Raw genomic sequence first — 23,070 nt, 5'->3', positions numbered from 1 at the left:
AATGATTTTCCCCGATTTTGCTGAGTTTTCTTCCCTAACAGATCAAGGAAATTTTATCCCTGTATATCAAGAATTTGTCGCCGATTTAGAAACTCCTGTATCAGCATGGTATAAGGTGTGCGCCGATCAACCCCATAGTTTTTTATTAGAGTCAGTGGAAGGGGGAGAAAGGCTAGGGCGCTATAGTTTTTTGGGTTGCGATCCTGTTTGGGTATTGGAAGCAAGGGGGCATCAGTGCAAAAAAACTCACCGACAAGGTAAGGTGGAAGTCTTTACGGGCAATCCTTTTGATATTTTATCGAGTTGTTTAGAATCTATTAATCCGGTACATTTACCGCAACTTCCGGCTGATATTGGTGGTTTATTTGGTTATTGGGGTTATGAGTTAATTTCTTGGATTGAACCTAAGGTGACTGTTTATCCTCCGAATGAAGGTGGTTTACCCGATGGAATTTGGATGCAGGTAGATAATTTACTGATTTTCGACCAAGTTAAGCGTAAAATTTGGGCAATTGCTTATGCTGATTTACGGCAGAAACATCTCAGTTTAGAGGAAATTTATCAAAAAGCCTGTGATCAGGTGACTAAATTAGTTCTTAAATTACAGTTACCTTTGCCTATTTCGGCTAAACCTTTGGAGTTTAATGTTTCTGCTAATAAAAACGCTCCAAATTTTACTAATTATCGTAGTAATACCACTGAGGAAGAATTTTCGGCTAGTGTGGCTAAAGCACAGGAATATATTAAGGCTGGGGATATTTTTCAAGTTGTGCTTTCTCAAAAGTTACAAGCTAGTTACCATGGACATCCTTTTGAGTTATATCGTTCTTTACGGTTGATTAATCCTTCTCCTTATATGGCTTTTTATAATTTTGATGGGTGGCAGTTAATTGGTTCTTCTCCTGAGGTGATGGTGAAAGCGGAAAAGCAGGAAGATGGTACAACTAAGGCAACTTTACGCCCCATTGCTGGAACTCGTCCGAGGGGAAAAAATGCCGAAGAGGATCAATTTTTTGCCCAAGATTTGTTACAAGACCCGAAGGAAATCGCTGAACACGTTATGCTGGTTGATTTGGGGCGTAATGATTTGGGTCGTGTGTGTGTTAAGGGTTCGGTAACGGTGGATGAGTTGATGGTGATTGAGCGTTATTCCCATGTGATGCACATTGTTAGTAATGTTACTGGTGTTTTAGAAAGTCAATACACGCCGTGGGATTTATTGAAGGCGGCTTTTCCGGCTGGTACGGTGAGTGGGGCGCCCAAAATTCGGGCGATGCAAATTATTAATGAGCTTGAACCGGAGCGCCGTGGTCCTTATTCGGGGGTTTATGGTTATTATAATTTTGATGGTCAACTCAATACGGCGATTACTATTCGCACTATGATTGCCCAAAAGGTGAAGGGCGCTGATAGTTATGTTATTTCGGTGCAGGCGGGCGCTGGGGTGGTGGCTGATTCTCAGGCGCAGAAGGAGTATCAAGAAACTCTTAATAAGGCGCGTGGTTTATTGGAGGCTATCGGTGGTTTGAGTTAATGATGAATGGGGTGGAGGGCGCTTTTAAGTAAGAAGTAAGAAGTAAGAGGTAAGAAGATGGGGTGGAGGGCGCTGGTTTTTTGTTTTAAGGTAGTAATAATATATTATTTTTTCTCAAAAATTGATTGACTATCGTTTAATGTCGCCGTGTAATAAATTTCACGGCTACGGGATTTTTCGTTCAATGAATTGAACTCTTTTTTGTTATTTTTGCTATTGGTGGAAGATTTTTTGGTAATAATTAATTAGTGAAGTCACATAAGCAAGAAAAACATGGCAACAGAAATCGAAAATCAACTACATAATCTCGCCCAAAGCGCCCATCAAGCAATCAACACTTGTCAGGATTTAACCAAATTAGAGGAGTTAAGAGTCGCTTATCTGGGTAAAAAAGGGGAATTATCCATAATTTTAAGGGGGATGGGTAAACTAGCGCCCGAAGTGCGCCCGATAATTGGTGCTGTTGCTAATAATATTAAAGATAAAATTCAAGATAGCTTAACGCAACAACAAACCAGCTTACAAACCCAGCAAATTCAAGCTCAAATTGCATTAGAAACTCTTGATGTCACTATGCCGGGAGTTGGTAAACCGTTAGGCAAAGCGCACCCCCTCCAAAGCACCATTGATCGAGTTATTGATATATTTGTGGGTTTGGGTTATACTGTCGCCGAAGGTCCACAAATTGAAACGGATTACTACAATTTTGAGGCGCTTAATACCCCTCAAGATCATCCAGCTAGGGATATGCAGGATACTTTTTATTTCGATACGGGGAATTTATTGCGCACTCATACTTCTTCGGTACAAATTCGCTACATGGAAAATCATGAGCCACCCATCAGAATTATTGCACCGGGTAGGGTTTATCGCCGTGATACCGTAGATGCGACTCACTCGGCAGTATTTCATCAAATTGAGGTGTTAGCCATCGGTAAAAAAATCACTTTTACAGATTTAAAAGGCACTATCAAAGAGTTTTTAAAACAAATGTTTGGGGATGATTTACCCACCATATTCCGTGCTAGTTATTTCCCTTTTACTGAGCCTTCGGCGGAGGTTGATGTGCAATGGCAGGGTAAGTGGTTAGAGGTGATGGGTTGTGGTATGGTTGATCCTAATGTACTCAAAGCCGTTGGTTATGATCCAGAAATTTATAGCGGTTTTGCTGCCGGTTTAGGGGTGGAAAGATTTGCCATGATTCTCCATAAAATTGATGATATTCGTCGTTTATATAACGGTGACGGGCGCTTTTTGAATCAGTTTTAGTGGTACTTAAACACAATTTAAGCCCGAATAAAAACTAAAATTAAATTCGGATAATTTGTTACAAAATCGATTCTATTTTCGCATTTTACTACCGTGTAATTGATTACACGGTTAAAGGTGCAATGAACGAAAATATCTTAAGAATCTGTTAAAGTAAATTTATCTAAAATATCTTTCACAACAACTTCCCTCACGACAATTTGACCAATAATTGTTAATGGTAGTGCTAAAAATAATCCTAATATTCCTAGTAAACTGGCAAAAAATACTTCTCCAATAATTACATTAGCTGGAGCTAGTTTCAAGCGATTTTTTCTTAGCTTTGGAATTATATAGTATTCAATAATTTGATACATCAAGACATAAAAAAGAACCACCGCCCATGGTTTCCACGGTGAGATTAATAATGCAATGGCGGTGGGCGCTATAACACTGATAGTTGTACCAATATAAGGAATTAAGACTAATATTCCTGTTAAAAATCCCTGAGCAAAAACCAATGGTATTTGTAATACAAATAAAATAAAACAACTGAGAAGGAGGGCGCTGGATATTTTGATTAATGTATCTGTTAGCCACTCTTGTAAATCAATTTCACATAGTTTTAAAATTTGATTAATTCTGGGGCGATAAAACTTAGGAAATAAACGAATAAAACCATCTCGATAAGGAGAAGGATCGACTAAAATCATTAGGGTTAAAGCCAGTAACAAAAGACTGCTTAAAAGTATGCCAAAAAATCCTGAAACAAAATTAACTCCACGGCTGACAAGATCATTTAAAATAGGTCGCAGTTGCTCTAAAATTGCCTGAAGATTTGGTAAACTATCAATAATTTCAATGGATAAATTATCTCTAATTTTATTTAACTGAGTAATTAACTGATCAATTCCTTGTGGCACTAATTGGGATAATTGTCCAAATTGGGAGATGAGAGAAGGCACAATTAATACTACAAAAAAAAGCAAAATTGCCATGAGTGAAGTAGTAGAAATTAAGACTGCCTGATTTCTCTGTATGCCAAATTTTCTTAATTGTTTGACACAGATATTTAAGCTAATTGCTAAAACTAGGGCAGTTAATACTAAGAGTAAAAGTTGTTTAATTTGCCATAATACATATACAAAAACAATTACGGCGCTAAAACTAATCCATTTTGAAAAATTCATCTAAGTATAATAGAATGGCAATTTGACATATAAATTATACTGTAAAAATAAACTGATGTAGAATAGTCTTTTTAATTGAAAAGCTCTGAATTTTTTTCCTTGATAAAGATAGCACTTAAATAAACCATTTCTCCTTGTACAAAACCATCATAAATTTTACCGTCTTTAACTCCTGCAAATTCACGAAAGGCTTGACGTAAAAACCATGGTACATTATTGTTAATTGCTTCCTCTTTCCCCTCATTCACTAATTCTAGCGCCCTCACCACATTAGCAGTAATATTGCTAAATTTAATTTTTTTTAAGCCACAATTATTGAAACATTCTTCTAAACTTTCTACTTCTTGTAAAGGGCGCAAGTCTACCCAAGAAAAAACTCCTCCTATTCTTAAAACTCGCTTAACTTCTTCCATAAATTTAGCCATTGCTGGATAACAGTGAGATGATTCCACATTAATAATTAAATCAAAATAATTATCTTCAAAGGGTAAATTCTCACTATCACCCTGACGATAAGCGAGGTTCGGGCGCTGGTATAATTGATTAGCTAAAGTAATATTTTTCATAGATAAATCAACCCCAATCATTTCTTGTGGATGATAAGTTTTCGCCAGAAAATGCGCCCCTCCCCCTCTGCCACTACCAACTTCTAATACAGTTTTTTCTGCTAAAGGAAGGGCGCTACTAACATATTGATATAATTGAATAAAATAACGATTATTTTCATCTTCTTGACTTAAATTAAGAGATGATAATTCCCCTTGTAAATCAGCAAAACCATAATTCATAAATTCCCAATCAGACTTTTGATAATTCTTGGCTAATAACTCATACCACCACTGCCATAAATTCTTTTTCAGTGAGGGTGATAATTTTGTTAGTTCAAAAAAAAGATTCTCTATCATAAATAATTTAGTGAGTATTAATTCCAAAATCATTCTAAAACCAAAACCGCTTTATTCTTTATTCTTCTGCTTTGTCAAGTAATGCAAAGCTATAACTTTTGTGTCTCGCAAAGGCGCGAAGACGCAAAGGTGTTTTTCTAAATTATTAGAGATGGTTTAAAGGAATGAAAACTGCTGTATGATAGTTAAGTTTGTTTATCAAGGGAAGTAGTCTTGGAAAAGCAAAGAAAATCTATCTATTGGCAATTATTGCCTTTTGTTACTCCCGAATTAAAAACGATTACGGGCGCTTTAATTTGTACCATCGGTTTTACTGTTTTCTGGCCTATATTAGCATGGTTGGCTGGGAGAATGGCTGACTATGTGGGCAAAGGAGATTTAAATTCTATTGCTTCTTTGGCAGGGGCATCTGCAGTGATTTTTTTTGTGCGCGGTATCGTACAATACGGACAAGATACCCTCATGGCAAAAGCGGCGCTTAAAATTGCCCTTGATTTGCGCACTTTAGTTTATGGACATTTACAAACTTTAAGTTTAAGTTATTTTGAGTCCACAAAAACAGGTGATTTATCCTATCGTTTAACGGGAGACGTTGATAAAATTGGCGAGGTAATTGGTAAAATATTTCAGCAATTTTTACCTAGTATTCTACAATTAATTGTCGTGTTAGGTTATATGCTTTATCTTAATTGGCAATTAACTATTTCTACTTTAATTGTTGCTCCGTTAATGGCAGTTTTAATCGCTACTTTTGGTGCTAGGTTATTGGAATTGACAAGAAAAAGTCAAAATCGAGTTTCTAATTTATCAGCATTGATTACTGAGGTTTTTTCTGGTATCAGATTAGTTCAAGCCTTTACTGCTGAAGAGTATGAGATAAATCGTTTTATTATTGAAGCTGAAAGCAGTCGAAAAAGTAAATTATCAGCTGAAAAAATTAAGGCTTTACAGTTTGTAGTGGTGGGTTTTTTAGAAGCCATGAGCGTAATTTTTCTCTTCTTTTTAGGAGGGTGGCAAATTTCCCAAAATAATATGACAGGTAGCGATTTTGTCAGTTATATTGCTGGGGTAGCTTTATTAATTGATCCTATTGCTATTACTACTGGTAATTATAATGAATTTAAGCAAGGAGAAGCATCGGTAGAGCGTATTTTTGAGTTATTAAATTTACGCCCTTTAGTGATAGAAAAAGATAATAGTATCGAGTTAAAAAATGTTAAGGGTGAGATTATTTTTGATAATGTTAGCTTTGCTTATCAAGATAATACGCCCGTTTTAAATAAGATTAATTGGACGGTAAAATCTGGGCAAACTATCGCTTTGGTTGGGGCTTCGGGCGCTGGTAAATCTAGTCTTGTCAATCTTTTACCTCGCTTTTATGACACTACAGAAGGAGAGATTTTTATTGACCAGACAAATATCAAAGATGTTACCATTAAAAGCCTAAGAAATAGTATCGGAATTGTACCCCAAGATACTAATTTATTTTCTGGTACGATTGCTGATAATATCGCTTTTGGACAAACAAATTTTGATATTAATTTAGTAGAAGAAGCGGCAAAAATTGCCAATGCCCATCAATTTATTAAAGAATTATCCCAAGGTTATTATACCTATGTGGGAGAAAGGGGAGTTAGTCTTTCTGGTGGGCAAAGACAGCGTATCGCCATAGCGCGCGCCATGTTTTTGAATCCTCCTATTTTAATTTTAGATGAGGCAACTTCCGCACTTGATTCTGAATCGGAAGCGCTGGTGCAGGAGGCTTTAGATAGAATTATGAAACAGCGCACGGTTTTTGTTATCGCCCATCGTTTGGCTACGGTGAGGCGCGCTGATGTTATTCTCGTTTTAGAAAAAGGTCAGATTATTGAATCGGGTAATCATGAAGAATTGTTACAACGGGAAGGGCGCTATGCTCGTTTTCATGCTCAACAATTTTATGATTAAGGTTGTGGGCGCTGAAAAAGTATTTTGGTGAGGAGAGGTATCAGGTATCAGGCTTCAGGTGAAATGCTTATAAATTAAAGAGTTAAGCCTTTAAACCTTTGCCCTTTGCCCTTTTAACTTTTCCTTTTAAAAGCCTTTGCGAGAGATAAAAAAATAAATCAATGACGAAAAATATTTTAATTATTGATACGGAAGGGCAAGAAATTATCAGGGAAATAGCAATAATTGATGCTCAAGGAAAAACAATATATCATGCTTTTCTCGAAGGGCATTATAATAATGAAAATGTTAGAATTAATTTAGCTTCTTTAGTGGAAATTGTTACTAATCTTGAGAAAATTTTACCCCATACTCAAATTATCTGCCATCATGCCCAACATGATCAAAGAATTTTAAAAAATAGTTTCCGACAGGCAAAAAAAGCATTTCCTCCCGTTAAGTTTATCTGTACTTTTCAGCTGACTAAGGAAAAATATCCCGATTTTTCTAACTATTCTCTCGGTTATTTATCCAAACAATTAAGACTGAAGTTGGGAGGGCGCTTTTTCCAAGAAAGTCAAGCCCATAGCGCCCTCTACGATGCTCGATTTACTAACTTATTATATAATCATTTATCGGCTATGAATACCAAGAATTTATCACAATATCCTAATCCTTTTTCTAGCAATAGGGTAGATAATCCTTTTCAAAATCATCTCGATTATAATTTACTTTACCAAAGTCAATATCAAGGTTTAACGGCTATTTTAGAGCAAATAAAAAATGATGAAAATAGTCAAAGTAAAGGGGCAGTAATTTTAGGGGTGGCGGGCGCTGGAAAAACTCATTTAATCATGAGAATCGCTCAAAATTTACTAAAAAGAAACCGATTATTATTTATTCGTCAACCTAATAACTCAGATGCAGTTTTTTATCACATTTACAGTCGTGTCTTGGAGTCTTTTAGTGAAAAAGTACCCGACACAAATCGCAGTCAATTAGAATTTTTGATTGCCCATAGCTTTATTGTTATTTTAACCGAAATTAATCAAAATATTAACGATGACAAAATTACTAAAATTATCGAGAAGCTACAAGATAATAGCTTAAGCTTATATAGTTTACTAGGCACAGAAAATACTCAGCAATATCAAAAAAACTGGACGATTATCGAGAAAAGAATACTAAATTGGTGGAATACTAAATACTCTCAAGGCGGTTATTCTAGCGAGATTTTGTTGGGAATGATTAAATTTTGTCGTTATAATCGTCAAGATTTAAAAGACTTAACTAGAAATTGGTTAGCAGGAAAAGAATTAGAAGATGAGGAAGCAGGAAAAATTGGTTTAAAAAATTGGACAGATGATTTAAGTCGAGAAGAATTTGCTCTTTCTGCGTTGTCAGTTTTCGGTAAATTATCTTTATTAGATGAGCCTTTAATTATTGTTTTTGATCAATTAGAAGGGTTGGGATATACTCAGAATAAAACTACTTTAGAAAGTTTTGGTTTAGCTGTCAAAGAAGTTTTAACTCATGTGCCAAATAGCTTAGTTATTCTCAATTTATTTCCTGAGACTTGGCAACAATTTCAGAATGTTTTTGATAATTCTGTTATTGAGCGTTTATCGCAACATTGTTTCAGTTTAAATCATCCTAATCAGGATACTTTAAAAGATATTTTAGCTTTAAAATTTAGAGATGTAGGTTTAGAGTTAGAGAAAGTTTTTACGCCTCAAGATATTAAACATATTTTAAGCCAAAATTCCATAAGAAGTGTTTTAAATTTGGCTTCTGATTATTTTCGTTATTATGCTGATAATATTCCTTTACCAAAAGATAATAAACAAGTTAATTCCTCTTCTGAAAGTAGCTTAACAAGTAGAATTGACGTTTTAGAAAATACGTTATTTCAAATTCGTGATTTGATTAAAAAAGCTGAGTTACCGATAATATTACCTGATCCTGACCCTATTATTGATCCAAAACCAGATGAAAAATTGAAGAAATATATAGAAGAAAAAACAGCATTCTTCACAGAGAAATACTATCAAGCTAACATTATTACTGATAGTGATGACATCGGTAAAATAATTAACTTAGTGGATATTTTAGCTAAAATTGAGCCAAATATTGACAGAAATCAATTAAGATTGAATAGCAAAAAAATACCTGAACATATAGCAATAAATAATCAGAAAAACTCATTGGTAATCGGTTTCTTACACATGGGGGGCGCTGGTTTTACAAGACGTTTAAGTAATTTTAATGAATTAGTTGCTACTAATAAACAAATGACTTTTAAATTATTTAGAGATGCTCAAGAAAATATAATCACGGCTAAAGTAGGTAAATTAGAAATAGAAAAACTCAATAATACTAATAACGGTAAATTTATTTTAATGGAACAAAATGAGCGTGTTAATTTAGAATTAATCTATCAATTAATTATTGATATTCAGCAAAAAGATGTTGATTTTGATATGGGGAGGGCGCTAAACTTTTGCCGAGATAACTTTTCTGAAGATCACCTTATTAAACCACTTTTAACTACCTTTTTGCCATAATTCAGTTATCAAAAGATTATCTAGGGGTTGCTGAAAAAGTATTTTGGTGAGGGGAGGTGTCAGGCTTCGGGTGTCAGGTTTCAGGTGAAATGCTTATAAATTTAAGACTTTAGCCAAATAGTTATTTTTCATAAATTGCTCATTTGTATCAATTATTTTTGATTGGCATGGAAAAATACAGTATTTTTAGAGAAAAAAGTCAATTTATGACACTTTTTGTTATGTAAAATAGACTTTAAACCTTTATTTAACAAGGGTTTTGATTTATTCAGCAGACCCTAATTATCCATTATCCATTGTCCATTATCCATTATCAATTTGCCTTCATGGCATGATTTTTGCCATCATAACAAAAAGCTACCTATGAGACTTGAACTCACGACCTACCGATTACGAATCGGTTGCTCTACCAACTGAGCTAAGGTAGCAAAATTTTTCACAAAACCAATTATAACTTATTTTAGGGAAAAGTCCACTGTTTTGCGTGGCATCATGGCACAAAACAGGATAAGATTTTTATTACAATTTGTGAAGAAAAATGACCTTAATTGCCTCAATATTTTTTATTTTATTATTATTTCAAGTACCCAGCTCCCTCCTCCTCTTCAGTAGATTATTACGAGGGGCAAAAAGATTTCCGCCGTTACAGCCACGTTTAGCCAGCGCCACCATGTTAGCCCAAGTATCGGTAATTGTACCAACTTTAAACGAAGTTGAGCGCATGGATGGGATGTTAACAGGTTTATCTCGTCAAACCTATGAAGTGCGAGAAATTATTATAGTTGATAGTAATTCTCAAGATGGCACCAGAGAAAAAGTAACAGAAATGACAAAAAAAGACCCTCGTTTTAAGTTAATATCTGATCCTACTTTACCGAAGGATTGGGTAGGGCGCCCTTGGGCATTACATAACGGATTTTTGGCAACATCTGAGCAAAGTAAGTGGGTTTTGGGTGTGGATGCTGATACCCAACCCCAAGCTGGTTTAATCGCCAGTTTACTGCACTTTGCGGCAACTAACGACTATGATTTACTTTCTCTTTCCCCTCAATTTATCCTCAAATCAGGGGGCGAATGGTGGTTACAACCGGCATTATTAATGACTTTGTTATATCGTTTTGAGTCGTCGGGAGTCAATGCACCTAGCCCAGAAACAGTCATGGCTAATGGACAATGTTTTTTGATTAAAAGGGAAGTTTTAGCGGAATTAGGCGGTTATGAGGTGGCAAAGGCTTCTTTTTGTGATGATGTCACCCTCGCTAGGGAAGTGGCAAAAAGAGGTTATAAGGTAGGATTTGCTGACGGCGCGCGCCTCCTCAAGGTGAGAATGTATGAAGGTTTTGCCGACACTTGGCACGGTTGGGGGCGCTCTTTAGACCTTAAAGATGCTTCCTCTCCTAGTCAATTATGGTCAGAATTAGGCTTTCTAGCTCTTGTACAGGGTTTTCCGTTACTTTTTACCATTTTTGGACTATTCACTTTTAATACCTTTAATTTCCTCACTTTTAAGGTACTTTTTGCCCTCAATATTATTTTATTGATAGGGCGATGGGCGCTGGTATTTGCTATATCTTCCAGTTATGAGAAAAATGGTGGAGGGCGCTGGTTATTGTGGTTATCACCCACCGCCGATATATTAGCAGTAGCGCGCATCTTTCTTTCTGCTTTCTCTAAACCCAAACAGTGGCGCGGTAGAATGTATGGATAATTAACAATTAACAATGGATAATTGATAATGGATAATTGATAATGGACAATTCATAACTCATAATTCATAATTCATAATTTTCCCCTTCTCCCGTGCCTGTAAAACTATCATAAATCAACTAAAATGACATTTTCCTCAGTGGTTAGGGCGATGGCTCAAACTCCCCTCAGCCGTGAATTAAGCCAAAAATTAAACCCTTCAGCGCCCCTCAAACTACAAGGCGCCCCTCGCCTCGTCAAAGGATTAGTCACCAGCGCCCTCACCCCTAACCATAATCTCTTAATCGTCTGTGCTACCCTTGAAGAAGCCCTGCGTTGGATGGCAAATATAGAGACAATGGGGCATAAACGAGTTTTTTTCTATCCAACCACCTCAGCAAGTCCTTATGAAGCTCTCAGTCCAGAATCAGAGATGATTTGGGGACAGATGCAGACTCTCACTAATTTACTAAATACTCCTCAAGATTCTTCGGCGGTGGTGGTGACAACGGAAAAAGCATTGCAACCGCATCTTCCCCCCGTGGAGATATTTCGGCAATATTGCCTTGATTTAGTTAAAGGCATGACGGTAGATGTGCAAGAAATTGAGCTTAAACTAGCAAAAATGGGCTATGAGCGCGTTAATTTAGTGGAAACGGAAGGACAATGGGCAAAAAGGGGAGATTTAATCGATATTTTTCCTGTTTCGGCGGAATTACCCCTGAGACTAGAATTTTTTGGCGATGAATTGGAGAAAATCAAGGAATTTGATCCCGCATCACAAAGGAGTTTAGATAATATTGAAAGGTTAACTTTAACCCCTAGTGGTTGGGATAGTATTATTTTTCATAGTTTACCCACCATAGAGCCTATATTACCATACTTGAGCAATTTTGAACAGGACAACTTAAAAGAGGGGATTTTTCCTGAAGGGGCAACTCGATTTCTCGGTTTTGCTTTCCCTGAAGTGGTTAATATTTTGGCTTATTTTCCTTCTCAAACCGTTGTAGCGGTGGATGAAGTGGCACAATGTCAAGCTCATAGCAAAATTTGGACAAGTCAAGCTGAGGAGAAATGGCAATTAATTAATAATACGGTGGAGGGCGCACTCCTCCCCATTTTACACCGTGATTTTTCTGAATCTTTAGCTTTGATTAAATATCCGCAAATTCATCTCAGTGAATTAAGTTTAGATGATAGTGATGGTCTTAACTTATCAAGTCGCCCTTTACCTGTTTCTCCCCATCAATTTGCTAAATTAGCCGAATTATTACGAGGAAAAAAAGAAGCCTATCAAACCATTGATTTGAGTAAGTATAATAGTTGGTTAATTTCCGCTCAACCTTCCCGTTGTGTATCATTATTACAAGATCATGATTGCCCTGTGCAATTTATCCCTAATCCTATAGATTTTCCTAGTATTGAAAAAAGTCATCGTCAAAATATTGCTGTTGCTTTAAAATATTCAGGACAAGCAGAATTAGAAGGGTTTATTTTACCTACTTTTCGTTTAGTAATTGTTACTGATCGAGAATTTTTTGGACAACATAATTTAGCCACTCCTAATTACATCAGAAAGCGCAGAAAAGCGGTATCAAAACAAGTTGATTTAGATAAGTTAAGACCGAATGATTATGTAGTGCATAAAGATCATGGAATTGGGCAGTTTTTACAATTAGAAAATTTGCACAGTAGAGAGTATTTAGTAATTAAATATGCTGATGGTTTATTAAGAGTACCGGCTGAAAATGTAGAAGTATTAACTCGTTATCGTAGCAGTGACAGTAATCCTCCTAAACTTTATAAACTAACAGGAAAAGAGTGGCAAACTCTCAAAAATAAAGCTAAGAAATCTATCAAAAAATTAGCGGTGGATTTAGTAAAATTATACGCCACTAGAGCAAACTTAAATGGCTATGCTTACCCCGAAGATTCTCCTTGGCAGAGAGAATTAGAAGACTCATTTCCCTATGAAGCAACACCAGATCAATTAAAAGCAATTCAAGACGCCAAAAGAGATTTAGAAAGTGAGCGCCCGATGGATCGTTTAATTTGTGGTGATGTGGGTTTTGGTAAAACTGAAGTAGCTATTAGAACTATTTTTAAAGTAGTAACAGCAGGTAATAAACAAGTGGCATTTTTAGCGCCCACCACCATTTTATCACAGCAACATTATCTTAATTTATTAGAAAGATTTGCTCCTTATCCGGTTAATGTAGGCTTATTAAATCGTTTTCGTACGGCATCAGAAAAAAAAGAAATTTTGCAAAAATTAACCACAGGGGAGTTAGATATTGTAGTCGGTACTCACCAACTTTTAAGCAAAACTATTAAGTATAAAGATTTGGGGTTATTAGTAATTGATGAGGAGCAAAGATTTGGGGTTAATCAAAAAGAAAAAATCAAAGCAATGAAAACTTCTGTTGACGTTTTAACCCTCAGTGCCACACCCATTCCTCGTACTTTGTATATGTCCATTTCTGGGGTTAGGGAAATGAGTTTAATTACTACACCTCCCCCCAGTCGGCGCCCGATTAAAACCCATATTGGCGCTTTTAATGAAGATATTATTCGCACGGCTATTCGCAATGAATTGGATCGAGGGGGACAAATTTTTTATGTTTTGCCACGCATTGAAGGCATGGAAAAAGTGGGGGAAATGTTGCAAGAGATGATTCCTACCCTGCGCATTGGGGTGGCGCATGGACAAATGGATGAGGGGGAATTAGAGTCAACCATGCTCGGTTTTAATAACGGTGAGGCTGATTTGCTGTTGTGTACAACGATTATTGAGTCAGGTTTGGATATTCCCCGTGTCAATACCATCATTGTGGAGGATGCGCATAAATTCGGTTTGGCGCAATTATATCAGTTGCGTGGTAGGGTGGGACGTTCGGGAGTTCAAGCCCATGCTTGGTTATTGTATCCTGATAATCAAATCTTATCGGATACGGCGCGAAAACGGTTACGGGCGCTACAAGAATTTTCGCAATTAGGCTCAGGTTATCATTTAGCGATGCGTGATATGGAGATTCGGGGGGTTGGTAGTTTGTTGGGGGCTGAACAGTCTGGACAGGTTGAGGCTATTGGGTTTGAGCTATATACAGAAATGTTGAAAGAGGCGATTAATGAGATTCAAGGGCAGGAAATTCCTACGGTGGAAGACACTCAAGTTGATCTTAATGTGATGGCGTTTATTCCTGAGCGTTATATTAGTGATACTGATCAAAAAATGGACGCTTATCGGGCTTTAGCCACTGCTACATCGCAACGACAAATTAAACAAATTGAGGCGGATTGGTTGGATAGATACGGGGAAATTCCTCCCCCAGCACACCTCCTCTTGGCAATAGCGCGGTTGAAACAGAAGGGAAAATCCCTCGGTTTTTCGCGCATTCGCATGGAAGGTAAGCAAAATTTGGTATTAGAAACACCCATGCAAGAACCGGCATGGAATATTATTATGGAGAAAATTCCTGCTCATCTCCGTTCTCGTTTTGTTTATGCTAAAAATAAAGTGATTGTACGAGGGTTAGGGGCGCTGAAACCTCCTCAGCAGTTGGAAAGTCTTAATAGTTGGTTTGATCTTATATTGGACTCTAATCCTTCTTTTATAACAGATTTATAATTATTAGAAAGGTTTGCTTCTGCACTGATACAGCCGATTAATCCAGATTCTTTAAGAATATCTAGGGTGCTAGATTGATCATCATCGGCGGTTTTAATCTCTTGTTTTTCGGGTGTGAGTTGTTGAATTTTATCTATAGCTTCTTGTAAAAGTTTAGTCACGATATTTCAATAAAGTCAATTATTTTACTTTCTATATTTTACTTGATTTTAATTTTTTTGATAATATTTAGTAAAGGTGGAGGGCGCTTTTTAAGTAAAAAGTAAAAGGTTTTAGAGTGGGGTGGAGGGCGCTGGGTTTGAGCGAGATTTACTACATGGTTTAACGGTACTTAAACAAAAACTAAGCCCAAATAAAGCCTAAACTCCGTTTGTAAGCTGTAAACACTTCAGTATTATGCCTCAGCCATTGGAAAAAAAGGCGTTGGTGAATTAAGCTATGATTTTTAGTGTTGATAGAAAATGGGGAAGAGAGAATACTGATAATCTTTACAGACTAAGATACTTTTTGTAATTAAAGGTATTTCCTGTTTAAATTAACCAACACCCTTAATTCATAGGGGTTGATCATCTCGCCAGTTACCATCAATAACTGTACCATCAGCAAAAGTATAAATCCCCTGACCATTTTTTTGACCATTGACAAATTGTCCTTTATATGTATCACCATTAGCATAATCACAAATCACATCACCGTTTAACTGATTATTCTTAAAAGTGCCTTGACAAACATCCCCATTGGCAAAAGTAAAAGTACCTTTACCCTCAAATTGCCCATTGACAAAGTCTCCATCATAACGATTACCATTGGCAAATTTATAAACTCCTTTGCCTACCTGTTTACCATTATCAAAATTGCCCTCATATACTCCTCCATCACTAAATTTATAAATTCCCTCACCATTAGGAATACCTGCTTTGATTTGCCCCTCATAACTATCGCCATTGACATAGGCGCGCGCCCCTTTACCTGTCATACTCCCAGATTCAAAAGTACCTCGGTAACTACCGCCATCAGCAAAAGTATAAATACCCTGCCCTTGGGGTTGGCCATTAACCAAGCGCCCTTCATACCGATCCCCACTTTTATAAGTACAAATGCCCTCACCCTCAATTTTACCGTCTGTTACCATGCCAGAGCAAGTGTCACCGTTACTATAGGTAAATTTTCCCTCCCCTTGTGGTGAACCATTGACAAAATTGCCCTCGTATGCACTGCCATCGGTAGAAGTATAAACTCCTTTTCCTGCGGGTTTGCCCTGTTGAAATTCTCCCTCATATTTATCACCATCAGGAAAAATTCTTATACCTAAGCCCTGAAATTGATCATTTTGAAACTCGCCCTCGTAGTAGCCACCACTAACAAAAGTATATTTTCCTTTTCCTTGCTTTTCACCATCAACAAAATTTCCTTCGTAGGTGTCGCCATTACTGAAAGTGCATTTTGCCTCCCCGTTAATATTTCCCCCGGTAATACTACCTTCACATTTTCCCCCGTCTGGCAAAGTAATAGTATTAGCAAATACAGGGTTATTTATTAATAATTGATGTCCCCAAAATAAACCTAATAATGAAGTAGTAATTAAAGTCTTTTTATTCATTTTTAATAGTATATTTTATTTGTTAAATTATTTAAGTAAAATCAAAGTTAAAAGTGAAAAAATTATTATTTAATGATTATCTTTTCCATCTTTTTTTTCCTATAATAGCCAAGAATTTCTCATAGTAAGAAAGCCATTAATTTTCTAAACTAGAACTATTTACTTCAGGTGAAGGTAATACTGGCTCTGGTGTAGGGATTTGATTTTCTCTTTCTTGACGCTCTTTTTCTAGCTGTTGTTGTCGTAATTCTTCAGCCCTTTTTTCCCTCTCAATTTTAGCTTGAGCTTCCCTTTCTTGACGTTCTTTTTCTAATTGTCTTTGTCTTTCTAGTCTTTCTTTTTCTAATTGTGCTTGTCTTTCTTGACGCTCTTTATCTTGTTCTAATCTAGCCTGTGTTTCCTTTTCTTTTTGTTTTTCCCTAGCGATGCGATCAAAATCAGAACCAGCAACGGTAAAATTAATACTTACTTGCACAGAAGCATTATTGACACCCGGAGAGGAAAAACGCATTTTTTGCGCCGCTAATAAGGCTTGTCGATTCACTTCGCCGTTACTGTGAGGATTGACTACGCTTACCCCGGCGACATTACCGCTATTATCAAGATTAACTTTGACGGTGGTTTTGCCTTCCACCCCTGCTAAAACGGCAGGATAAGAGGGATTGCAGTTACTAATACATTTGATGCTTTGTGGAGGAGGTGTCGGTTTCGGTTGAGGGCGCTGTGGCACTGATTGGCTGGTTTTGGCGATATTATTAGGAATACCTGTCACTGTGCTGGGTGCGTTATTGGTATTGCTACTACTACGATTGAGGCTATTTTTTAAATTGCTGATGCTTTCTCCTTGAGTCTTGCTGTTACTGATGGCATTGGGAGTTTTACCGCTAGGGCGTGATAGTCTGCCACTGGAAACGGGGCTATTTTCGGCGATACGGGCAATATTTGTCGGTTGGCTACTATGGTTATTTTCTACCCTTGTGGGAGAGGTAAAGTTACTGCGCAGGGAATTATTACTATTTTCCACTGGATTAATGGCACGGGGAGTATTATTTCTCGCCATAGTATTACTGGTTAAAATTTGTTGGGGTGGGGTGATGGGCGCTGGATTTTGCGCCGTTATCTGTGGTTGCGGTGTCGGTGTGATAGTTGGTTGTGGTATTGTCTCCCTAATTTCTCTGGGGTTATTTGCCACTGTGGGGTTTACTTCCGGCGCTATTTCAGGGGTGGAGGGCGCTATTTCAGGGGTGGAGGGCGCTATTTCAGGGGTGGAGGGCGCTGGGGGAATAATCTCGGTTTTCGCAAAGGAAGGGGATGTTTCCACTTTCTGAGGTTGAGGAGGTTTTACTTCTGTTAATTCCTGCTTAGGTTTAGGTTTGACTTCGGGCTTTATTTCAGGCTCTTTTATTTCAGGTTTTTTAATTTCAGGCTCTTTAACGATAATAAATTCAATGGGTTTACTTTCTTCTGTCAAATCTGTCAAAGGTTTTTCTATGGAATTTAGAGCCGTCAAAACAACTCCATGAATAGCGATTGAACCAATTACCCCCATAGTAATAAGTTTACGAGTTTTATCGGCTTCTTGTTGACGCTGTTCAATACAAGTTACTGAATAAGTCATGATTAATTAATTTACTAGAATAGGAAGGTGAGTTGGGCTAGAAGCCCGAAAGACGGTGAAAAAAAAAGTTATTTTTGGGATTGGATGAATATTTGCCTTAATACTTTATTTTTGTTATATTAAAATCTTAAAGTAATTAATAATTATTTGCAAGTAGTTTAAAATAAATTAGAAAATTAATGTCAACTATTGAAATATTACAAGCGGGGGGAGTAGTATCAATACCTCTATTGCTTTTTTCTGTTATCACCATTGCCCTAATCCTCGAACGCTTTTGGTTTTGGGGAAGAATTAAGTCAAGAGAAAGAGTCTTAGTGAAAGAAGTCTTAAAAATTTATCGGTCTGATTCTGTCACAGCAATTCATAAATTGCGTAAGAATATCGATTTACCTATGGCTAGAATCTTCCTAGAATCCTTAGAATTAGAAAGTGCTAATGCTATTGAGTTTCGTTTAGCATTAGAAACAGCGACTCAGGCAGAGTTACCTTTATTAAAGAGATTTAATACTTTTTTTCAAACGGTGATTACCATAGCGCCCCTCTTGGGATTACTTGGTACAATTTTAGGGTTAATGGAATCTTTTTCGTCCCTTGATTTAGGCAATGCCACAGGCACAAACACGGCAGGAGTTACTGGGGGTATCAGTGAAGCCTTAGTTTCTACCGTTATGGGTTTAGTTGTTGCCATTGTCACATTAATATTTGCTAATGTATTTCGTTCTTTTTATTTACGCCAAATTGCCTTAATTCAGGAATATGGTGGACAATTAGAACTTTTGTATCGTCGTTTTTATGAAAGAAAAGAGGAAGAAAAAACCTATGCGAATACCTGAAGAGCCTGATGTACAAGGAGAGATTAATATAGTACCAATGATTGATGCTATTTTCTCAATTTTAGCATTCTTTATCATATCTAGTATTTCCTTAATTCGTTCCGAAGGTTTACCGGTGAATTTACCTTCAGCAACTACGGCTGAATCTCAACAACTTGAGGAAATTAATGTCACTATTCAAACTAATGGCGAGATTTTTTTGAATAAACAACCAATTCAACTCGATAATTTACAAAAAGCCGTCAATGATTTAATGATTTCTAATCAGGAAAGTATAGCAATTATCAACGCTGACGAAAATGTATCTTACGGTAAAGTGGTATCAGTTATGGATGAGTTGAGACAAGTAAATGGTTTGGGTTTAGCCATCGCTGCTACTAAAAAATAATAACTGATAAGTTGAGGGAATAGGAAAAATTGACAATTGATAATGGATAATTGACAATTATGAGGTTTTACTCTCTTCGTATAGTATATGTGTTCTTGTGTTTTAACTGCATTTTTATTTAAAAAAAGCGCAATTTTGCGTATTTTTAGATGCTTGTACTATGTCTTAACCCTTATGAATCGACACTTCTGAGTTTATTCAGCAAACCCTAAATAACTCATTATCAATTGTCAATTCTCCATTATCCATTACTCTTTTGACTTATTTTTTATTAGGAAAACGATCGATTTCTAAAGTACCATAAAAAACTACTTCTTGATCTTTAACCCTTAATTGATCTACTTTTAAGCGACTACCATCAAGGGCAAATTTGTCCAAATCCAATAAATTATTGACATGATTGATTAATACTTCACTTAAAGATTGAGCTTTTTCATCACCGTGAAAAGTAGGATTAGTAAATTTTATTTTCGTGCGCCCTTCTAACTCCATATTAGCCTTGATGGAGATGGGAATAATATCACCATCACTACCCAAGCCAACTTCTGAGCGTAAATCAATGGACTTGTCTGGATTGATGTTAAACTCGGTATTCTGAAAATGAAGATTATTACCCTCATACTGCACTTTTTGTAATTTATCGACAATGAAAGGAGTATTAAAGGAAGTTGTCAAATCCTGCTGAGTTAGCACAATGCGCATGGTTGCCTGAGTCGGCTGCCTAAGGCGAACTTTACCACTAAAAACGGCGCTGAAATCGATGGAAACCGCTTGAAGGTACAATTCCATTCCTTCTAAACGTAACCCATTATACATGACCAGTCCATTGCCCACAAAGTCAAAACCGTCCACACTACCCTGCAAAAGTTTTGCTAATGGTTCAGCTTTAACATTAGCTTCTAGTTTCTCTGTACGTTTAAAAAGAGAGCCTATAGCACCTGTTACAGCTTTACTGACCAGTTGATCACCACTTTGTCCGGGAAAAGGTAAGCTACCAAACACAATTGCTGTCATCGTCCTGATTTACTTTTACACTCAACATCATAACATTAAGAAATGTTAAATTTTCTTTTTTCGACATTTTTGAGTAAAAATACTCAGAATCTCGGCAAAATATTAGAGAATGAAATTTAAGCTAGTTTGCATTTACAGCAGTTTTCATTTCCTTAAACCACACTTTGGATTATTACAAATATTATCTTTGCGTCTTTGCGCCTCTGCGAGAAACAAAAAACGTGGTTTATTCATTTGAAAAGCGCTGTAAGTTTGCTGGTGAAGGTAGGCAATAGGTAAGGGTTTGAGTCAAAAGACAAGGGGTTTAAACCCCTTGTTAGTAGAAACAGTAAGTTATATCAAGTTCAGATAATCAGTTACAAATAGATTATATCTTCGCAATTTAGCCACCGTGTAATGAATTACACGGCTAACGGCCCGATCGTTCAATAAATTGAACTAAGATTAGTCTAATTCATTTCCAAGTGATCAAAAAAACTTGATATTGAATACGTCTTAGCTTAGAAACGTAGTTGAAATTCCAGCGCCCCTCGACTATCATCATTAAAGTTGGTTGATCCTCTCAACAGTAATTGATCATTCAAACGATAACGAATACTATATAAAGGTGCTTCTTGTTCTGTTAAAATAGCGAGAAAAGAAGCAGATATTTTATCAGTAATATCAGCACTAATTTCTCCACCTAAAGCAAGGTTAGAAACACGACTTTCACTATTAGTAATTTGTATAGGAAATAGTCTAAAATCTAAAAAATTAAAGGAGCTATTTATATTGTTTTGAAAACTGCCTAAAACTGCACTACTAGCAATATTTGCCAATGTTAAAACGCCATTTTCTTGACCAGAATTAGTATTAAATCCACCGCCTAAAAGAGATATTATTTCCGTTCTATTTCTAGCTGGACTACTAGATAATTCCAGATTATTATTAATATCATTAGAAGCTAAACCTTTAATTTGAGCATTAATTCTTACGGTTTCAATGGTATTAATTGTACTGTTTAAATCATCTCTAATTTCATTAGGATTACTATTATTAGTAAATCGATAACGACTGGTTTCCGTGACGGCGGTTTCCAGACGCATATCAAGGAAGGCATTAAAGCCATTTTCGGGGGTAAATCTGGCGCTATGGGGGTAATTTCTAGCTAATTTGAATTGACTGGTAAAGAGATTGACGCTACCGCCGACGAGGTTGATAACGCCTTCTGGTTGTAGATTGCCGACACTACCGTTAAGGGTTAAGGCGCCGCGCGCTTGTAAATTCAACACCGGCGGTTGACTGATGGAGACATTGTCAGCGAGGATAACTTGTAGTTGATTGATAGCGGTATTGGCAATAAAATCATTGCTTTGGAAAGGATTATCACTTTGACTATTATCGCTGTTACCGAGGGGTATATTACCGTTGGATAGGGAAATTTTACCAGAAAGAGACGGATTCAGCGCCCTCCCCCCTATATTCACATTACCGCCGAGGCTACCTTGATATAAATTCGGTAAATCCAGAGAGAGGTTATCAATACTGACATTTAAACCATTATTTGGTAAATTTTCTTCTAATTCCTGTTGCCTATCTTCTGGAAGAATATTATTAGAAAGATTATCTTCAAATAAAGATAGACTACCGTTGATAATAATATCACCATCATTAAAATTCCCTGTAAGTTGAGGGATAGTAACTTGGTCGAAATCAAATAAAACTTGACCATTTATATTAGTAATAGGAGTATCAGGGATAAAACTAACCTTCATTTCCCCCTCATTGATATTGGCGACACCGTCGGTAATCACATCAGTAACTTGATTATTATTTTGGGAGTAGTTGCCTTGAATGGTTAAATTAACTTCTCCTTCCCCTTTGGTTAAATCAAATTGATTATTGGTGACGACTTTTAGCAAACCGAAACCAGATTGATTGATATTAAAAGTTAAATCAAAATTTTCCTTGACTGGAGGAGACGACTGGGGAAGTAATTGAAAAGGAATGCTACCGGTGACGCGCGCTGATTCTTCCTCACCAATTAAATTACTACTAGCTAAAAATTCCAGACGGGAGTTACTATAACCGAGACTAGCTTGGGTTTCTTCTATTTTATTATCATTGATAGTGGCATTGACTAAATCAATACTACCTCTAGCGAGGGGATTAACTTCATTGCCACTGATAACCAAGTTAGCGTTAACGATACCTTTTATATCCAGATTTTCAGGAAGGCTAAACATTTCCCCTAACATTTCTACGGGTAAATCCGAAAGGAGGAGTTGTCCAGAAATACGCTCACTACCAAAAGTTCCCGTTAGTGATAGGATACTATTGGCAAATTTTATGCTGACAGGTAATAAAGTTAGTAAACCATTGTCATAATTTCCTTTCACTTGAAGACTATCGGCTTGATATTTTCCCCATTGCCATTGGTTGCCATTAAAGTCGAAGTCAAGACTAATACCGCTACGGCGAGACGCGCTGAGGTTGATTTTGCCGTCAAATTTTCCCTCAAGGCTTTCTAGGGGAGGTATATTGGCATTATTTTTTTGTTTTTCGGTTTCGTCAGCAATCTTTTTAATTTTTTCCCATTCTTCTATGGCTTCTTGTAGTGGTAAGTTTTTGTTATTGATTCTAAATAATGGTTTTGATTGATTTTGACTATCAGTATTTTCTTTCTGATTATTTTTTAGTTTATATCTATATTGAGGAGTTTCTTTGTTTTCTGTTTTAACGGTTTTTATATTGTCAGATAATAATTCGTTTCCTTCCCTTGCTAAAGAAAGATTAGTTTGATTTTCTGTTAATTCATCTGCTTTACTTGTCACGGGTAAAGAAGATAAGTTTTCTTTCTCCTTATCTATAGAAATATTCTGGTTGTCAGATAATAATTCGTTTCCTTCCCTTGCTAAAGAAAGATTAGTTTGATTTTCTGTCAATTCATCTGCTTT

Annotated in this window: 14 protein-coding genes and 1 tRNA gene; 8 read left to right on the top strand and 7 right to left on the bottom strand. The window is 36.5% G+C overall.

The genetic code is table 11. The features are described 5' to 3' along the window. The first annotated feature begins 1 nt into the window (after window position 1). The gene (locus IGQ45_07425) at window positions 2–1,534 is read left to right on the top strand and encodes an anthranilate synthase component I family protein (GenBank protein ID MBF2057042.1); all 1,533 of its coding nucleotides are present in this window, start codon (window positions 2–4) and stop codon (window positions 1,532–1,534) included. A 273-nt stretch (window positions 1,535–1,807) separates the two neighbouring features. Continuing rightward, window positions 1,808–2,803, top strand: coding sequence for a phenylalanine--tRNA ligase subunit alpha (gene pheS, locus IGQ45_07420; GenBank protein ID MBF2057041.1), 996 nt, complete (start codon window positions 1,808–1,810; stop codon window positions 2,801–2,803). A 137-nt stretch (window positions 2,804–2,940) separates the two neighbouring features. On the opposite strand, the gene IGQ45_07415 is transcribed toward pheS, so the two are convergent. Both IGQ45_07415 and IGQ45_07410 read right to left on the bottom strand, forming a co-directional pair. After that, window positions 2,941–3,972 (bottom strand): AI-2E family transporter, encoded by a 1,032-nt coding sequence (locus tag IGQ45_07415; protein ID MBF2057040.1) that lies wholly within the window; start codon window positions 3,970–3,972, stop codon window positions 2,941–2,943. 71 nt (window positions 3,973–4,043) lie between these two features. Then, on the bottom strand, window positions 4,044–4,877 hold the full coding sequence (locus IGQ45_07410) for a class I SAM-dependent methyltransferase (GenBank protein MBF2057039.1): 834 nt from the start codon (window positions 4,875–4,877) through the stop codon (window positions 4,044–4,046). 213 nt (window positions 4,878–5,090) lie between these two features. Here IGQ45_07410 and IGQ45_07405 point away from each other — a divergent pair, with 213 nt between their 5' ends. Both IGQ45_07405 and IGQ45_07400 read left to right on the top strand, forming a co-directional pair. Then, window positions 5,091–6,824 (top strand): ABC transporter ATP-binding protein, encoded by a 1,734-nt coding sequence (locus IGQ45_07405; GenBank protein MBF2057038.1) that lies wholly within the window; start codon window positions 5,091–5,093, stop codon window positions 6,822–6,824. A 161-nt stretch (window positions 6,825–6,985) separates the two neighbouring features. Further along, complete coding sequence (locus tag IGQ45_07400; GenBank protein ID MBF2057037.1) at window positions 6,986–9,367, top strand: exonuclease; 2,382 nt, start codon at window positions 6,986–6,988, stop codon at window positions 9,365–9,367. A gap of 355 nt (window positions 9,368–9,722) precedes the next feature. Here IGQ45_07400 and IGQ45_07395 read toward each other — a convergent pair. Continuing rightward, window positions 9,723–9,795, bottom strand: a tRNA-Thr gene (locus tag IGQ45_07395). 110 nt (window positions 9,796–9,905) lie between these two features. On the opposite strand from IGQ45_07395, the gene IGQ45_07390 reads away from it, so the two are divergent. Both IGQ45_07390 and mfd read left to right on the top strand, forming a co-directional pair. Continuing rightward, window positions 9,906–11,075 (top strand): glycosyltransferase, encoded by a 1,170-nt coding sequence (locus IGQ45_07390; GenBank protein ID MBF2057036.1) that lies wholly within the window; start codon window positions 9,906–9,908, stop codon window positions 11,073–11,075. A 123-nt stretch (window positions 11,076–11,198) separates the two neighbouring features. After that, entirely contained in the window at window positions 11,199–14,681 is a 3,483-nt protein-coding gene (gene mfd, locus IGQ45_07385; GenBank protein ID MBF2057035.1) for a transcription-repair coupling factor, read from the top strand. Between the two features lie 553 nt (window positions 14,682–15,234). Here the strand turns inward: mfd and IGQ45_07380 are convergent. Further along, the gene (locus IGQ45_07380; protein MBF2057034.1) at window positions 15,235–16,281 is read right to left on the bottom strand and encodes a hypothetical protein; all 1,047 of its coding nucleotides are present in this window, start codon (window positions 16,279–16,281) and stop codon (window positions 15,235–15,237) included. A gap of 136 nt (window positions 16,282–16,417) precedes the next feature. Continuing rightward, complete coding sequence (locus IGQ45_07375; GenBank protein ID MBF2057033.1) at window positions 16,418–17,899, bottom strand: TonB family protein; 1,482 nt, start codon at window positions 17,897–17,899, stop codon at window positions 16,418–16,420. Between the two features lie 179 nt (window positions 17,900–18,078). On the opposite strand from IGQ45_07375, the gene IGQ45_07370 reads away from it, so the two are divergent. After that, window positions 18,079–18,732 carry a MotA/TolQ/ExbB proton channel family protein gene (locus IGQ45_07370; protein MBF2057032.1) on the top strand — a complete coding sequence of 218 codons (654 nt, stop codon included), beginning with the start codon at window positions 18,079–18,081 and terminating at the stop codon, window positions 18,730–18,732. Next, the gene (locus IGQ45_07365) at window positions 18,719–19,120 is read left to right on the top strand and encodes a biopolymer transporter ExbD (protein ID MBF2057031.1); all 402 of its coding nucleotides are present in this window, start codon (window positions 18,719–18,721) and stop codon (window positions 19,118–19,120) included. Before IGQ45_07370 ends, IGQ45_07365 begins: the two co-directional genes overlap by 14 nt. Before the next feature lie 261 nt (window positions 19,121–19,381). Here the strand turns inward: IGQ45_07365 and IGQ45_07360 are convergent, their stop codons facing one another. After that, window positions 19,382–20,134, bottom strand: coding sequence for a DUF2993 domain-containing protein (locus IGQ45_07360; GenBank protein ID MBF2057030.1), 753 nt, complete (start codon window positions 20,132–20,134; stop codon window positions 19,382–19,384). 500 nt (window positions 20,135–20,634) lie between these two features. Continuing rightward, on the bottom strand, window positions 20,635–23,070 hold a 2,436-nt coding region (locus IGQ45_07355; protein ID MBF2057029.1), incomplete at its 5' end, for a translocation/assembly module TamB domain-containing protein.

The sequence above is a fragment of the Cyanobacterium sp. T60_A2020_053 genome (assembly GCA_015272165.1).
GTDB lineage: Bacteria > Cyanobacteriota > Cyanobacteriia > Cyanobacteriales > Cyanobacteriaceae > Cyanobacterium.
This window is presented reverse-complemented; position numbering and strand designations above follow the sequence as displayed.

Bases quoted from the DNA above. Each gene is read 5' to 3' on its own strand.
- IGQ45_07425 (MBF2057042.1), top strand. From the start codon at position 2: ATGATTTTCCCCGATTTTGCTGAGTTTTCTTCCCTAACAGATCAAGGA.
- pheS (MBF2057041.1), top strand. From the start codon at position 1,808: ATGGCAACAGAAATCGAAAATCAACTACATAATCTCGCCCAAAGCGCC.
- IGQ45_07415 (MBF2057040.1), bottom strand. From the start codon at position 3,972: ATGAATTTTTCAAAATGGATTAGTTTTAGCGCCGTAATTGTTTTTGTA.
- IGQ45_07410 (MBF2057039.1), bottom strand. From the start codon at position 4,877: ATGATAGAGAATCTTTTTTTTGAACTAACAAAATTATCACCCTCACTG.
- IGQ45_07400 (MBF2057037.1), top strand. From the start codon at position 6,986: ATGACGAAAAATATTTTAATTATTGATACGGAAGGGCAAGAAATTATC.
- IGQ45_07390 (MBF2057036.1), top strand. From the start codon at position 9,906: ATGACCTTAATTGCCTCAATATTTTTTATTTTATTATTATTTCAAGTA.
- mfd (MBF2057035.1), top strand. From the start codon at position 11,199: ATGACATTTTCCTCAGTGGTTAGGGCGATGGCTCAAACTCCCCTCAGC.
- IGQ45_07380 (MBF2057034.1), bottom strand. From the start codon at position 16,281: ATGAATAAAAAGACTTTAATTACTACTTCATTATTAGGTTTATTTTGG.
- IGQ45_07375 (MBF2057033.1), bottom strand. From the start codon at position 17,899: ATGACTTATTCAGTAACTTGTATTGAACAGCGTCAACAAGAAGCCGAT.
- IGQ45_07370 (MBF2057032.1), top strand. From the start codon at position 18,079: ATGTCAACTATTGAAATATTACAAGCGGGGGGAGTAGTATCAATACCT.
- IGQ45_07365 (MBF2057031.1), top strand. From the start codon at position 18,719: ATGCGAATACCTGAAGAGCCTGATGTACAAGGAGAGATTAATATAGTA.
- IGQ45_07360 (MBF2057030.1), bottom strand. From the start codon at position 20,134: ATGACAGCAATTGTGTTTGGTAGCTTACCTTTTCCCGGACAAAGTGGT.